At 64.3% G+C, this 15,110-nt stretch carries 13 protein-coding genes; 3 read left to right on the top strand and 10 right to left on the bottom strand.

The features are described from left to right. Positions 1-3 precede the first annotated feature (3 nt). The gene (locus AC1D10_RS00630) at positions 4-1,113 is read right to left on the bottom strand and encodes a LacI family DNA-binding transcriptional regulator (protein ID WP_477268174.1); all 1,110 of its coding nucleotides are present in this window, start codon (positions 1,111-1,113) and stop codon (positions 4-6) included. Between the two features lie 577 nt (positions 1,114-1,690). Between AC1D10_RS00630 and AC1D10_RS00625 the strand changes: the two genes are divergently transcribed. The 3 genes from AC1D10_RS00625 (at position 1,691) to AC1D10_RS00615 (ending at position 5,383) form a co-directional block, all read left to right on the top strand. Continuing rightward, a complete protein-coding gene (locus AC1D10_RS00625; protein ID WP_477268172.1) occupies positions 1,691-2,653 on the top strand; it encodes a sugar-binding protein in 963 nt (320 codons plus the stop codon). A 122-nt stretch (positions 2,654-2,775) separates the two neighbouring features. Further along, a complete protein-coding gene (locus tag AC1D10_RS00620; RefSeq protein WP_477269786.1) occupies positions 2,776-4,314 on the top strand; it encodes a sugar ABC transporter ATP-binding protein in 1,539 nt (512 codons plus the stop codon). A gap of 73 nt (positions 4,315-4,387) precedes the next feature. After that, positions 4,388-5,383, top strand: a complete 996-nt coding sequence (locus AC1D10_RS00615; RefSeq protein WP_379104723.1) for an ABC transporter permease — start codon at positions 4,388-4,390, stop codon at positions 5,381-5,383. Positions 5,384-5,398: 15 nt separating this feature from the next. Here AC1D10_RS00615 and phnN read toward each other — a convergent pair whose 3' ends face one another. The 9 genes from phnN to AC1D10_RS00570 form a co-directional block, all read right to left on the bottom strand. Then, a complete protein-coding gene (gene phnN, locus AC1D10_RS00610) occupies positions 5,399-6,028 on the bottom strand; it encodes a phosphonate metabolism protein/1,5-bisphosphokinase (PRPP-forming) PhnN (RefSeq protein WP_477268170.1) in 630 nt (209 codons plus the stop codon). Next, positions 6,025-7,179, bottom strand: a complete 1,155-nt coding sequence (locus tag AC1D10_RS00605; RefSeq protein ID WP_477268168.1) for an alpha-D-ribose 1-methylphosphonate 5-triphosphate diphosphatase — start codon at positions 7,177-7,179, stop codon at positions 6,025-6,027. The genes phnN and AC1D10_RS00605 overlap by 4 nt, the downstream gene beginning before the upstream one ends. A gap of 51 nt (positions 7,180-7,230) precedes the next feature. Then, on the bottom strand, positions 7,231-7,938 hold the full coding sequence (locus tag AC1D10_RS00600) for a DUF1045 domain-containing protein (RefSeq protein WP_477268166.1): 708 nt from the start codon (positions 7,936-7,938) through the stop codon (positions 7,231-7,233). A gap of 152 nt (positions 7,939-8,090) precedes the next feature. Next, a complete protein-coding gene (gene iolB, locus AC1D10_RS00595; RefSeq protein ID WP_477268164.1) occupies positions 8,091-8,903 on the bottom strand; it encodes a 5-deoxy-glucuronate isomerase in 813 nt (270 codons plus the stop codon). 5 nt (positions 8,904-8,908) lie between these two features. Further along, the gene (locus tag AC1D10_RS00590; protein WP_477268161.1) at positions 8,909-9,127 is read right to left on the bottom strand and encodes a DUF3329 domain-containing protein; all 219 of its coding nucleotides are present in this window, start codon (positions 9,125-9,127) and stop codon (positions 8,909-8,911) included. 79 nt (positions 9,128-9,206) lie between these two features. Continuing rightward, a complete protein-coding gene (gene iolE / locus AC1D10_RS00585) occupies positions 9,207-10,124 on the bottom strand; it encodes a myo-inosose-2 dehydratase (protein ID WP_477268159.1) in 918 nt (305 codons plus the stop codon). 71 nt (positions 10,125-10,195) lie between these two features. Further along, on the bottom strand, positions 10,196-12,046 hold the full coding sequence (gene iolD, locus AC1D10_RS00580; protein ID WP_477268157.1) for a 3D-(3,5/4)-trihydroxycyclohexane-1,2-dione acylhydrolase (decyclizing): 1,851 nt from the start codon (positions 12,044-12,046) through the stop codon (positions 10,196-10,198). Between the two features lie 34 nt (positions 12,047-12,080). Then, complete coding sequence (locus AC1D10_RS00575; protein WP_477268154.1) at positions 12,081-14,015, bottom strand: bifunctional 5-dehydro-2-deoxygluconokinase/5-dehydro-2-deoxyphosphogluconate aldolase; 1,935 nt, start codon at positions 14,013-14,015, stop codon at positions 12,081-12,083. Between the two features lie 141 nt (positions 14,016-14,156). Next, a complete protein-coding gene (locus tag AC1D10_RS00570; RefSeq protein ID WP_477269784.1) occupies positions 14,157-15,002 on the bottom strand; it encodes a MurR/RpiR family transcriptional regulator in 846 nt (281 codons plus the stop codon). Positions 15,003-15,110: the final 108 nt, after the last annotated feature.

Raw genomic sequence — 15,110 nt, 5'->3', positions numbered from 1 at the left:
GAATTATGTCGGCGCCACCACCCTTACGCTCTCCCGCTCCACCAGTGGGCACTCCAGCTTGGTGATGGGATACCGCCCCCGCCCCGGAGCCGCCGGCGCCTCCAGCTGTTCGATCGCCCATTGGCCCATCGCCATGTGCGGCAGGATCGAGGTCGTCAGCGGTGGAAAGAGATGGCGGGCGATTTCTTCGTCGTCGTAGCCGACGACGGAAATATCCTGCGGGATGTGCAGGCCGGCTTCCTTCAACGCCTCGTAGCAGCCGATCGCGGTGCGGTCGTTCTGGCAGAAGATGGCGGTCGGCCGGTCCTTCAGCGCCAGCAGCTTGACGGTCGCGGCATAGCCGGCGCTTGCCGACCAGTCGCCTTCGACCACCAGTTCCGGGTCGAACGGGATGTCGGCGGTGGCGAGCGCCCGGCGATAGCCCTTCAGCCGGTCCTGCGCGGCCTGCATCCAGGGTTCGCCGGTGATGGTGGCGATGCGGCGATGGCCGTGACTGATCAGATGGCGGGTGGAGCTCTGGCCGCCGGCGATCTCGCTCGGCACCACGGCCGGGAAGGCGTAGTCCGCCGTGTAGCAGTTGAGCAGGATCACTGGAATGTCGAGGCCGTAGAGATAGTCGGGCGCAACGATCTCGCGGGTGAAGATGGTCATGTAGATCAGCGCCGAAATGCCTCGCTTGGTCAGAGCCGCGATGGCACGTGGCTCCATGACGGAATCGCCTAGCGTCTGCGCCACCAGCAGCACGTTGCCGGCATTCCACGAGGCTTGGCGTGCGCCCTCGATGGCGACCACGGCTTCCGGGCTGGTGGCGAGCTGGTCGACGGCGAAGCCGATCACGCCGTCAAGCCCTTCGAAGGCTGGAAGCGGCTTTTGCAACGCCGAGAAGGCCGGCGGCGAATAGCCGAGCGCACGCGCGGCCTCGATCACCCGTTCGCGCGTCTGCTGCGACAGCTTGATGCCGGGCGAATTGTTGAGCACGAAGGAAACGGTCGCCTGCGAGCAGCCGGCGGCTCTCGCGATGTCGGTCATGGTGACGCGACCCCTGGCGCTCTTCGCCGGCGGCTTGCGCCGCCGCGCCGTATCGAGGGCTTCCGGATCCGTCGTCTCGCTCATGGCATCCCCAATCCTAGGCCTGTCTAGCGGCAGCCGGTCAGGCCGACAAGATGGCCTGACATTATCGATTTATAGGAATCGTCATCGCCATTTATATCTATTAGTGATCTAGTGGTCCATCCACAACGCCGTTACCTCAGTCCGAAACCCAAAAACCACAAGGCTCGGCTTGGATACGGCCAGCGCAGCCGATTGCCGGCCGACATGCCCCGAAACCGCAGTATGCCCTGAAATATCGCCTCGCAACTAATACTGTTTACTAATACAATGATGCGCTGTACCGTCAATCCGTCGCGTCCGGCCCGGTTGGGTCGGGAGCGGAGGGAGTGAGCCTGAATGGCCCGATGGCGAGCGGATCCTATCTCCGCAAGCTTGTCTCGGACATGTGATATGTCAGACAAATCGGACTATTTACGAACGATGGATGAGTCTCTAAGGTCCGTGATCGTGGCTGGAACGCCGCCATTCTTTCGGTGTCGGGAACCCTTTGAGGAGGAGGGCGTCCAAGCTGCAAACGGCAAATCAGGTCAGTGCAAGATCGGTCAGTCGAACGACTGAACCAAACGGGAGGTTGAACATGAAATCCTTGATACGAAATGCATCCGTAGCCACAGCTGTGCTGCTGCTCGGCCTGTCGGCGACGGCAATCGCGCGCGCCGACGACAAGCCGACGCTGGCCTTTGTCGTCAACGGCGCTTCCGATTTCTGGAAGGCCGCCGAAGCCGGCGTCAAGAAGGCGCAAGGCGAGCTGCCGGACTACACCCTGGAGCTTAAATATCCCGAGCAGTCCTCGGTCGCCATCCAGCAGCGGCTGATGGACGATCTGGTGACGGCCGGCGTGAAGGGCATCATGGTCTCGGCGGTCGATCCGAAGACCTCCACCGATGGTCTCAACAAGATCGCCTCGCAAACGGCGCTGTTCACCACCGACAGCGACGCCCCGCAGACCAAGCGCGTCGCCTATATCGGCTCGTCCAATGTCGATGCCGGCAAGCAGGCGGCCGAGATCGCCAAGAAGGCGATGCCCAATGGCGGCAAGTGCCTCGGCTTCGTCGGCCTGCTCGGCGCCGACAATGCCAAGGAGCGCATCCAGGGCATGAAGGATGGGCTGGCCGGGACCAAGATCGAACTCATCGACGTGCGCGGCGACGACATCGACCAGGCCCGCGCCAAGAAGAATGTCGAGGACGCGCTGGTCGCCAGCCCCGACGTCACATGCATGGTCGGCTTCTACTCCTACAACACGCCGCGAATCTATGAAGCGCTGCGCGACGCCGGCAAGCTAGGCTCGATCACCGTCGTCGGCTTCGATGACGATCCGATCACGCTGGGCGGCGTCAAGGAAGGCACCGTTGCCGCCACCGTCGTGCAGCAGCCCTTCGAATGGGCCTATCAGGGCATGAAGCTGATGGCTGCCTATCTCAAGGGCGACAAGTCGGGCATCCCGGAGGGCGGCCTCATCATCATCCCGACCAAGATCATCGGCAAGGATGACGTCGACGCCTATGCCGCCAATCTGAAGGCGATGTCCGGAAACTGAGACCACAGGCAGTTCAGCCGGCTCAAGTTCGCCTTGAGCCGGCTGCTCGCATTGACGAACACCGTGAGGATCGTCAGTCTGAAGATGGACCAAAAACGGCCCACCGGCTGCTGTCAGGCATGATGAATTATTCCGACACATCCTTAACCGCGTCCATCCCGTTCCTCAGCCTCGAGAACGTGCGCAAGACCTATCCGGGCGTCGTCGCGCTCGATGGCTTCTCCATGGAGGTCAGGCCGGGCGAGGTCATCGGCCTCGTCGGCGAGAATGGCGCCGGCAAATCGACATTGATGAAGATCCTCGGCGGCGTCACCAGGCCCGACACCGGCACCGTCACCGTCGACGGCATCGCGCATGATGGGCTTTCCGTCGAAGCCAGTCTCGGTTCCGGCATCGCCTTCGTCCACCAGGAACTCAACCTGTTCGAGAATCTCGACGTTGCCGCCAACATCTTCTTCGGCCGCGAGCCGTTGCGCGCCGGGCCGCTCAAGCTCGTCGACCGCGCCAGGCTGCGCACCATGGTGGCGCCGCTGTTGAAGCGCGTCGGCGCCAATTTCTCCGCCGACACGCCGGTCTCCGCCTTGTCGCTGGCCCAGCAGCAGATGGTCGAGATCGCCAAGGCGCTCTCGATCAAGGCAAGGCTGGTCATCCTCGACGAGCCGACATCGAGCCTGCCTCTCGACGAAACCGACAAACTGCTCGACGTCATCAAGGCGCTGAAGGCCGACGGCATCAGCGTCATCTTCATTTCGCACCGGCTGCACGAGGTCGAGCGTGTCGCCGACCGCGTCGTCGTGCTGCGCGACGGCATGCTCGCCGGTACGCTGCAGAAGAGCGTCATCAACCACGACCAGATGGTCAAGCTGATGATCGGCCGCATGCTGAAGGAGCGCGAGAAGGCTTCCGAGGCAGCGCGGGCGCCGGGCGCCGTCGCACTCTCGGCCAAAGCCATCCGCACCCCCGCCTATCCCGGCCGGCCGGTCGACCTCGATGTCAGGCGCGGCGAAATCCTCGGCCTTGCCGGGCTTGTCGGCTCCGGCCGCACCGAACTGGCGCGAGTGTTCTTCGGCATCGACAGCAGCCTTGGCGGCGCGCTCGAACTCGACGGCAAGCCGCTTGTGCTGGGCTCGGCGGCGGACGCCGTCGCGCACGGCATTTTCCTCGTGCCCGAGGACCGCAAGCTGACCGGCATCCTGCTCGACCTGTCGATCGCCCAGAACATCTCGCTGCCCAATCTTCCGGCGCATGCGCGCCGCTCCCTGGTTTCGGCAAGTGCCGAGACCGCCACCGCCGAGAAGCAGAAGACCAATCTCGGCATCAGGGCGCCGTCGGTGCAGACGCGCACCGGCACGCTATCGGGTGGCAACCAGCAGAAAGTCGTGCTCGGCAAGTGGCTCGCCATGAGCCCGAAGGTGATGATCCTCGACGAGCCGACACGCGGCATCGACATCGGCGCCAAGGCGGAAATCTACGGGCTGATGCGGGCACTCGCCGATGCCGGCGTCGCCGTGCTGATGATCTCCAGCGACATGGAGGAGGTGATCAGCGTATCCGACCGCATCGCCGTCATGCATGAGGGCCAGATCTCGGGCATTCTCGACAAGGAACAGTTCAGCCAGGAAAACGTGCTGCTGCTGGCGGTGGGCAAGCAGCCGAAATAGCTTTGTTCCGCCGCGGTCCGGTCGCGGGAAACACTTTGTAGAACCTGTTCAAGCAGGCGTTTGGGAGAAGACGATGAGCAAGAAAGATCTCGGCCTGCTGATCCTGATCCTGGTGGTCGGTGCCATCGTGGCGATCATCAACCCACGCTTCCTGTTGCCGATCAATCTCGCCAACACCTCGAACCTGATCGGCCTGTTCGGCATCCTGTCGATCGGCCAGGCCTTCGTCATCATCACCGGCGGCATCGAACTGTCGGTCGGCTCGGTGGTCGCGCTGCTGGGAACGCTATTCATCGACTTTATCGCCGTGCGCGATCTGGACTGGCCGCTGGCCTTCGTGCTGATCATCGCGCTCGGCGCCATCATCGGCCTGGTGCATGGCTGGCTGATCACGCGGCTCAAGCTGCAACCCTTCGTCGTCACGCTGTGCGGTCTCTTGATCTATCGCGGCGTCGCCCGTTTCTACACCGCCGACGGCACCGCCGGCTTCGCCTTCGGCCAGAATTTCCCCGAGCTCGAATTCCTGACGGCCGGCCGCTCCTGGGGCGTGCCGAACAGCTTCATCGCGCTGATCGTCATCGCCATCGTCATGTGGGTGGTGCTGCACCGCTCGGTGTTCGGCCGCTACCTCTATGCCATCGGCAAGAATGAGGAGGCGGCAAAATATTCCGGCATCCGCACCGGCCGCGTCGTCATGGCCGCCTATGTCATCTGCGGCGTGCTGACGGCGTTGTCGGCGATCTATTTCGCCATGTACACGCGCTCGATCTCGCCGGCCAGCCACGGCCAGTTCTACGAGCTCTATGCCATTGCCGCGGCGGTGCTCGGCGGCTTCTCGCTGCGTGGCGGCGAGGGCTCGCTGATCGGCGTCATCCTGGGCACGGTGCTGCTGCAGGAACTGCAGAACCTCGTCAATCTGCTCGGCATCCCGTCCTCCCTCAACTTCGCGGTGATGGGCGGCGTCATCCTCATCGGCGTGCTGGTCGACCAGCAATGGGGCGTGTTCCGGGCACGGCGGCTGATGGTCGATGCCTCCCGCAAAAACGTCGCCGGTGCGGCCGCGGAGTAACGTCGGGGTCAAATGCTAGATCAGGCCCGACATGTCTGAGAAGGCCATCGCCTTGCGCAGCACTTCGGCGAAACGCTCGCCGGCCGCCTCGCGCGGGCCGCTGTTGTCGATCGAGGTGACGCCTGGTCCCGACAAGGTCACATTGGCGCTGCGCGCCAGCCGCGCCAGCACCTCGCCGCGCGACTCGCGGCCGCGCATCGCCAGCCGTTCGGCCAGCACCTCCGGCGAGGCGGTGACCTCGACAATGGCCAGATTGGCATAGCGTTCGCGCAGGACCGGGATGATCCCACGCGACACGTTCGCCACCGCGACACGGCCATTGGCGACCGACCAGTCGACATCGGCCGGGATGCCATAGCGCAAGCCATGCGCCTCCCAGGAAATGGCGAAGGCGCCATCGGCTTCGGCTTCGACGAAGGCAGCGTCGGCCAGCGTGTCGTGATCCTCGCTCGCGGCGTCGCTCGGCCTTGTGATGACGCGGCGAACGAACTCCAGCCGGGTCTCGTCGGCAAATCGGGCGCGGGCGTAGCCGATCACCGTATCCTTGCCGGCGCCGCTTGGGCCGACAACGGCGACGAAGACGCCGTCGCGGATCGGAAACGTCTCGGCGGACAATTCACGCTCGATCAACGCCGACACCATCATGCGACCCGGCGTCCCTGCCGCCAGACCGTGCGCACGACCGGAACATGGTCGTCGACACGCACGCGCACCAGGTCGGCGCGGCGGCCCTGCTCGATGATGCCGCGGTCGGTCAGCCCGACCGCTTCGGCCGGGTTCTTCGAGACCATGGCGACTGCCTGCGGCAGGGAAATGCCTTCGACGACGTCGCCGAGGAAGAACGCCGACTGGATCAGGCTGAACGGAATGTAGTCGGACGACAAGATGTCGAGCAGGCCGTCGCTGGCCAGTGTGCGGGCCGAGACATTGCCCGAATGCGAGGCGCCGCGCATGACGTTCGGCGCACCCATCAGGACGCCGAGCCCGGCCGCTTTCGAGGCCCTGGCGGCTTCTTGCGTGGTCGGAAACTCGGCGACGCGCACACCTTGTTCGATCGCCTCGTTGACATGGCCGATCGTGGCGTCGTCATGGCTTGCCAGCACGATGCCGCGCTCATGGCAGGCGGCGGCGATCACCGCCCGATTCGGTGCCGAATTGCGCGCCGATTCTCCCATCCGCTTTTCGCAGAACAGTTTGAAGTCGCGGTCGGTCAGCTTCAGCTTGCGCTGGTAGTAGTAGGCATAGGTTTCGAGGTTGACGAACTGGCGCTGGCCGGGCGCATGGTCCATCAGCGATGCCAGCTTGACGCGCTCGTCGCCGTCGAAATTGGCGAAGGCCTTGAGGCAGTCCGGCGCCGAAACCTCGCAGCGCAGATGGATGAAATGGTCGGCCCGCAGACGATCCTGCTGGACACTGTCCTCGATCGCGTCGGTCAGCTTGCGGATGTCGTCCGATGTCAGGTCGGCGTCCTCGTCCATGCCGACGCGCAAGGCATCCAGCACGGTGGTGATGCCGGCGGTTGCCACCTGCGCGTCGTGGGCAAGCACGGCGGCGATCGGGTTCCAGCGCACCTTCGGCCGCGGCGCGTAGTGGCCTTCGAGATGATCGGTGTGGAGTTCGACCAGCCCGGGGATGATATAGTCGCCGCCCATGTCCTCGCCGGTCATGTTCCCGCCGGTTTGGCCGGTGCCGGCATCGATGCCGGCGATAAAGCCGTCGCGCAGCACCAGCGAGCCCTCGACGATCTCGTCGGCAAGCACGATGCGGGCGTTGGTAAGAACAGTCTCGGCGGTCATTTCAGGCAGTCCTTGCTTGGTTCCGGCAGGGGTTGTTCCGGCAGGGGTTCTTCAGGCAGTTCTTCTGGCCGGGCGGCGCCCGAGCGCGTGATGGGAGAGCACCATGAATGGTGCGCCTGGTTCGGTTTCGACAAACAGCGTCAGCGCATCCACCAGCACCGGCTGTTGCAGCACGTCGGCGAACAGGCTGTCGATTGCTAGGCGAAGACGAGGGCTTTCCTGTGGCCCCGCCCGGCCGGACAGCGTCATGTGGAAGCGAAAGGTCTCGAAGACATAGGGATAGCCCCACTGGCATAGATTGCGGAACTCGGCCGGCTTCAGCGAATCCGGGCTGCGTCGCTCGATTTCCGCCTCGGTCAATGGCGCGCGAAAACGGTCGAAACCGAGCACGACGTCATCGGCGAAGCGGTTGAGAGCAGGCAGCGGTCCTTCCGGCACCAGCGCAAAGAAGCTATCGATCTGGCTGGCGACAAGGCGCGGGATTGCCACCACCGGCGTCGCTTCGGCAAAATGGTCGAGTGCGGCGCGCAGCGAGGCCTCCGTCTCGTTGGCCGCCAGGCGGAACGGTGCTTTCAGCGTCGCGTGAAAACCGTAGCGCCGCGCCGAAGCGGTGTGGAAGGCGACTTCCGCCGCCGATAGATCGGCCACCGCCTCCACCGGCCTTGTCGCGGCCCCAAACGGGTCGCGCCCCAGCCAATTGGCGGCGATCCGCGCCAGCGGCTCGTCCTTCCGGGGGGTGAAATAAATGGCGTAGCGCATGAGAAGTCCTCGTCAGTTCCGCTGCCATAGGTGATTTCCATGACGGATTGACGAAGCTTGAAGGGTTTTCGAGGGCAAATCGACCCGGCGGGGTCCTTAGCCGACGATTTTTCCAAGCTGGACCAATAGCTTCACCCGAAAGGTATGACCGATCAGGCCTTCATCAACCATTCGTGCTCGGGCGCGTTGTGGATTTTCCACGTCCGCTTCGGCCCGGCCATCACGTTGAGATAGTAGAGGTCATAGCCATGGCAGGCGGCGCAGGGGTGATAGCCCTCGGGTACCATCACCACATCGCCATCCTCGATCGCCATCGCCTCGTCCAGTGCGCGATGGCCGTTCTTGTCGGCGTCGGTGTAGACGCGCTGGAAGGCAAAGCCCTGCGGCGGATTGAGGCGATGATAGTAGGTTTCCTCAAGATAGGATTCGGCCGGCAGGTTGTCCTGGTCATGCTTGTGCGGCGGGTAGCTCGACGTGTGGCCGCCGGGCGTGATGACCTCGACCACCAGCAGTGAATCGGCCGGCTTGCCCTCCGGCAGTATGTTTGTGACGTAGCGCGTGTTGGTGCCTTTGCCGCGCACCTCCTGGCCGAGATCGTCCGGTCCGATCACGCGCACCGGCAGACCGCCGCCAAGACCTGGCGCCGAGCAGACCGCGAGTTCCAGTTCGGTGTCGGCCGTTACCGACCAGCCGGAGCCTTCCGGTATATAGACCGACCACGGCTTGCCCTCGAAGGGCGACATGCGCTCGCCGAGCAGGCCGAGGTCCTTGCCGCCGGCGGACGCCGTGCCCTTGCCGGTGACGAACACCAGGCAGACCTCGCGATCGTCCGTTTTTCCCGAGGCGCTCTCGCCAGGCTTCAGCCGATGCAGGTCGAAACCGACATAGGTCCAGCCTGCGATCTGCGGCGTCACATGGGCGACGCGGCCATGGCCCTTGTTGGCCTTCACCAGCAGCTTCGACATCCGGTTCACTCCTTCGGTTCGGGCTCGGCCGCTGCCTTGCTCTCGTCGGCCGGTTTGTAGAGATAGAAGAATTGCCAGACGGCGTAGCCGGCGAAGCCGAGCGCGAGCACGCCCCAGAACGGCGTGCCGGTGGCGAATTCGATGATCGACCAGATGACGCAGACCGCGACGACGGCGACACGCCGCCACAAAGGCCGGAAAAACGGGTGCTCGGAATCTTTCATCCGACCAACCTACAGCAACCCGGCGTCGCCGAGAACCGGCGCGTCTGGCATTGGCAAAGCCCTGGGCATTGGGAAAGCCCTAGGCATTGGGAAAGCCCTGTGTCTCGACCGTATAGCCGGCCGCCGTCATCACCCGCATCAATTCCTTGTGGCCAACCTGCGCCATCCTGAGCGGTGGATTCTTCTTCGGGTCCTGCTCGGCCTCGACCACGAACCAGCCCTCATAGCCATGGTCCGCGAACCGCTGCACGATGGCGCCGAAATCCAGCGAGCCGTCACCCGGCACCGTGAAGGCGCCGAGCGCAACGGCATCGAGGAAGGACTGCTTCGTGCGATCGAGCTTGTCGATCACTTCCATGCGCACGTCCTTCACATGCACATGGCTGATGCGCTTGTGATGGTTGTCGATGGCGCGCAGGACATCGCCGCCGGCAAAGGCCAGGTGCCCGGCATCGAGCAGCAGCGGAATGCCGGCTCCGGAATAATTCATGAAGGCATCGAGTTCCGGCTCGGTCTCGACCACCGCGGCCATGTGGTGGTGATAGGAAAGCGGCATGCCTTGTTCGGCGCACCATTCGCCGAATTCGGTTAGGCGTTTCGCATAGGCCTTCATCTCGTCGTCCGGCAGCTTCGGCTTGGTCGCAAGCGGCTTCGAGCGGTCGCCCTGGATCGAGCGGCCGACCTCGCCATAGACGATGCAAGGCGCGTTCACCGCCTTGAACAGATCGATCATTGGCTGGATGCGATCCTTGTTGTCAGCCATCTCCCCTTCGACCAGCGTGCCAGAGAACCAGCCGCCGCACAGCGTCACGTCGGCTGCCTTCAGGATCGGCAGCATGACATCCGGATGATTGGGAAAGCGCCGGCCCATCTCCATGCCGGTGAAACCGGCCGAGCGCGACTGGCGCAAACACTCCTCCAGCGAGACGTCGTCGCTGAGTTCCGCAAGATCGTCGTTCCACCACGCAATGGGGGACATGCCCAGTTTGGCTTTCAAGTCTTCACTCCGGTTTCAGACCATTCGGACCGGGTTCGCCCGGTCATTTTCAATTCAAGGCAGCGTTGGCATCAATCGCCGATGGTTTGCATCTGCCGCTTCGCTTCATAGGCCTTGCGCGCCGCGTTCACCTGGGCTCGCGTCGACACTTCCGGCACCGCCACATCCCACCAATGGCCGCCGGCGTCGGTGGAAACCAGAGGATCGGTGTCGATGACCAGCACGGTCGTGCGGTTGTTCTTCCTTGCCTTTTCCAGCGCGTTTTCCAGCCCGGCGATCGACGGCACTTTCTCGGCGATCGCGCCCATGCTCGCCGCATGTGCGGCGAAGTCGATATCGGGCAGGACCTCGTGGCGCGAGTCCTTCAGGAGATTGTTGAAGTTGGCGCCGCCGGTCGCCATCTGCAGCCGGTTGATGCAGCCATAGCCACGATTGTCGAGCAGCACGATGGTCAGCTTGAGGCCGAGCATCACCGAGGTGGCGATCTCGGAATTCAGCATCAGGTAGGAGCCGTCGCCGATCATGACGACGACCTCGTCGTTGGGCTTCGCCATCTTGGTGCCGAGCCCGCCGGCAATCTCGTAGCCCATGGTCGAGAAGCCGTATTCGGCGTGGTAGGAGCCGGGCGCGCCCGCTTGCCAGAGCTTGTGCAGTTCGCCGGGCAGACCACCGGCGGCATGCAGCAGCGTCACGCCAGTGCCCATCGCACGCTGCACGGCGCCGATCACTTGCGCGTCGGAAGGATAGGCGGCATTGGTCGACGCCGTCACCTTGGCGGCCTCGGCCTGCCAGGCCGTCTTGCCGGTGGCCGCATTGTCGGTCCAGCTTGCCGGCGCCTTCCAGCCCTTCAGCGCCGCGCCGAGCTCGGCCAGCCCCTCCGCCGCATCGGCGACCAGTGGCAGCGCCCGATGCTTGCCGGCGTCGAACGGCTGCACGTTGAGCCCGATGATGGTCTTGCCGGAGTTCTTGAACAACGCCCACGAGCCGGTGGTAAAATCCTGCAGGCGCGTGCCGATGGCCAGCACGACATCGGCTTCTTCGGCCAGCCGGTTGGCGGCCGAGGTGCCGGTGACGCCGACCGCCGCCATGTTCAGCGGATGATCGTCCGGCAGCGAGGATTTGCCGCCTTGCGTCTCGCAGACCGGAACGCCGGCGCCTTGCGCGAATTTCGCCAGCTCGTCCGACGCCTGGGAATAGAGGACGCCGCCGCCGGCGATCACCAGCGGCTTCTTTGCGCCCTTGAGCGCCGCCACCGCGGCGGCAAGCTCATGGCGGTCCGGGCGCGGCCGGCGCTGGTGCCAGACCCGCTCGGCAAAGAAGCTCTCTGGATAATCATAGGCCTCGGCCTGCACGTCCTGGCACAGCGACAGCGTCACCGGGCCGCAATCGGCCGGATCGGTCAGCACCTGCATCGCGCGGGTCAGCGCCGGGATGATCTGCTCCGGCCGCGTGATCCGGTCGAAATAGCGAGACACCGGACGGAAGCAGTCATTGACCGTCGCCGTGCCGTCGGAGAAATCCTCCGCCTGCTGCAGCACCGGATCGGGGATGCGGTTGGCGAAGACATCGCCGGGCAGAAACAGAACCGGCAGCCGGTTGACGTGGGCCAGTGCCGCCGCCGTCACCATGTTGAGCGCGCCGGGGCCGATCGATGACGTCGCAGCCATGAAGCGGCGGCGGAAATTGGCCTTGGCATAGGCGATCGCCGCATGCGCCATCGCCTGTTCGTTGTGGGCGCGGAAGGTCGGCAACTCGTCGCGCACCTGGTAGAGCGCTTCGCCGATGCCGGCGACATTGCCATGGCCGAAAATCGCCCAGACGCCGCCGAAGATCGGGACTTTCTTGCCGTCGATCTCGGTCATCTGCTTGCTGAGAAAGCGGGTCAGCGCCTGCGCCATCGTCAGGCGGATTGTCTTGCTCATGGTATTTTCCTCCGCAGTCCTATGCCGCGCCTTCTTATGCTGCTTTGCGGCCGCGCGCGGCAAGCCACGCTTCGGTCAGCTGTTCGAAGCGCGACGCCATGTCGGCGATCGCCTCGTCATCCGACATCTTGCCGGCCAGCCATTGTTCGGCCGCGTGGACGAAGATGGTGCGGCCGACGGCAAACCCCTTGACGATGGGCGCCTTGGCGGTGGCGGCGAACGCCGCTTCCAGCTCGTCTTGCGGCGCTTCCAGCCCGAGCAGCACGACGCCGCGGCACCACGGATCGTGCTTCAGGATCACCGCTTCGATCTTGGCCCACGCAGCCGCCGAAGCCTGCGGTTCGAGCTTCCACCAGTCCGGCTTGATGCCGAGCGCGTAGAGTTCCTCCAGCGCGCGCGGAATGGTCGTGTCGTCGAGCTTGCCGTGCTTGCCGGCGATGATCTCGACGAGGAGTTCTCGGCCTACTTTCCGCGCCGCCTCGAACAGCGCGCGCAGCTTCTGCTGCTGCTCTTCCTTGAGCGCCGCCGGATCGTCGGGATGATAGAAGCACAGGCACTTGATGCAGTGGTCGACCGGCCATTCGACAAGCTGCGAGCCGATGTCCTGCGAGAATTCAAAGCGCAGCGGCCGTGAGCCCGGCAATTCGACCGGCCGCCCGAGCCAGGCGAAGGGATGGCGGGCGAATTCGAACATCGCCTCGCGGCCATGCTTCTCGTCGATCAGCATGCCATAGCCGTCGCGGCCGGCAGCGACCTTCGCCGCCGCCTTGACCGCCAGCACCTTGAAGTCGCGGATTCGTGCGGGATCGGCACCGGCCTTCGCCGCCACATCCTCGAGCTGGATGCGGTGGTCGCAGGCGAGCGCCATCAGCGAGGGAACGTCGCGCCGGCGGGTGGTCGCCCAATGAATATGGTTGATCGCCTCGTCCTTGCGCAGCGCCAGGTGCTTGCTGCCGTTCTTGAGGAAGAACTGCAATTCCTCGAAGGTCGGATATTCCGGCGCACAGAGCAGCCGCGACACGGCAAAGGCGCCGCACGCATTGGCCCAGGTCGCCGCCGTGGCATGATCTTCCCCACCCAGCCAGCCGCGCAGGAAGCCGGACATGAAGGCATCGCCAGCGCCCAGCACATTGTAGATCTCGATCGGAAAACCCTTGCCGACGATGCCGTCTTCCAGATCGTCGCTGATCGGCCCGTCATAGACGATGCAGCCCATGGCGCCGCGTTTCAGAACGATGGTCGCCGCAGACAGCGAGCGGATCGTCTTCAATGCGCTTAGGCAGTCGTCGGCGCCCGACGCAATCATGATCTCTTCCTCGGTGCCGACGATCAGGTCGCAATCGGGCAGTACAGTCTTCAACTGGGCCGAGACCCGGTCCGACTTGACATAGCGCTCGAACCCTTCGGCATGGCCGGCCAGACCCCAGAGGTTCGGCCGATAGTCGATGTCGAACACGACCTTGCCGCCCTTGGCCTTGATGATGCGGATGGCCTTGCGCTGGGCGGCATCGCTGTTGGGGCGGGAAAAATGCGTGCCGGTGACGACGATGGAGCGCGCCGAGGCGATGAAGGCCTCGTCGATGTCTTCCGGCGCCAGCGCCATGTCGGCGCAGTCCGAGCGGTAGAAGATCATCGGCGAAACGCCTTCGTCCTCGACCGACAGCAGCACCAGCGCGGTCAACCGCTCCTTGTCGGTCTTCAGCCCGTCGACGTTGACGCCTTCGCGCTTGAGCTGTTCGCGAATGAAGCGGCCCATCTGCTCGTCGCCGACGCGGGTGAGCAGCGCCGAGCGCAGTCCGAGCCTGGCCGTGCCGACCGAGATGTTGGCCGGGCAGCCGCCGACCGACTTGGCGAACGAGGTGATGTCCTCCAGCCGCGAGCCGATCTGCTGGCCATAAAGGTCGACGGAAGCACGCCCGATGGTGATGACGTCGAGCGGCGCCTGTTTCGCGTCCACGGCTTCGCTCATTGGAACCTCCCGTCGGCCTTGTTGTTTTGGGGTACACGCGCGAGCGGCAGCGTGGCGCCGGGGAATATGAAATAATAATTCCAATCCATAGTCAATATGGAATGAGCATTCCTTTGCCTAAAATTGCCTTTGAGGTGGCTGCTAGACCTTGCGTCTCTTACTTGTGCTGCGCCGCTTCTCGCCGACGCCGACGGTCAGCGCCATGGCCAGAGCCATCGTCGCCGACAGCGAGCGGAAGCCGGCGAAATCCGCCTCGGCAACCTCGAACCAGACGCTGGCGAACTGCGCGAGCGGTGAGAACGAGCTGTCGGTGATGGCGACGATCGGCACGCCCTGTTCCGAAATGCTGCGTGCCTCCTCGATGGTGGCCGGCGCGTAGGGCGAGAAGCTTATGGCGATGACGGCATCCGCCGGCGTGGCGAATGCGATCATCTCGGCGTTCAGCCCGGCCGCGGATTCGATCAGCTGGTTGCGGATCTTCAATTTGCCCAGCGCGTAGGCGATGTAGGACGCCACCGGATAGGAACGGCGCTTGGCCAGCACGTAGATGGTCTCCGCCTTTGCCAGCAGGGAAATCGCGTCTTCCAGATGCGCGTCGTCCAAGGTGCGCGAAATGTCGTTGAGCGAGGTGCTGGCGGCGGCGACGAAGCCGTCGAAGATTGCCCGGTGGCCGGCGCCGCCTTCGGCCTTGACGCGCAAGGCCTGCAGGCGTTCGTCATAGGATGAATTGCGCTCGCGCAACCGCTCGCGAAACACCTGCTGCAGGCTGGTGAACCCGTCGAAGCCGAGCTGCTGGGCGAAGCGGATCAAGGTCGACGGCTGCACGCCCGCCGACGCAGCGATGCTGGCGGCGGTGCCGAAGGCGATGTCGTCGGGATTGTCGAGCGCATAGGCGGCGATCTGGGCGATGCGCTTCGGCAGGCTTTCGCGCCGGTCCAGGATGGTGGCGCGCAGCGTCTCGAAATCGCGAGGTACCCGTTCGTCCATCGTCGCTCTGTCCAGGCTCATCTATATGGGTACCCTCTCTGCCCCATCATAGCGAGCCTGCGCAAGAACGCCATAATAAATGAGGCAGACATTCCATTCCAAGGGAAA

The organism is Mesorhizobium sp. P2_A8 (assembly GCF_056404935.1).
The sequence above is the reverse complement of the archived record's forward strand: the minus strand, read 5'-3'. Positions and strand labels throughout refer to the sequence as shown.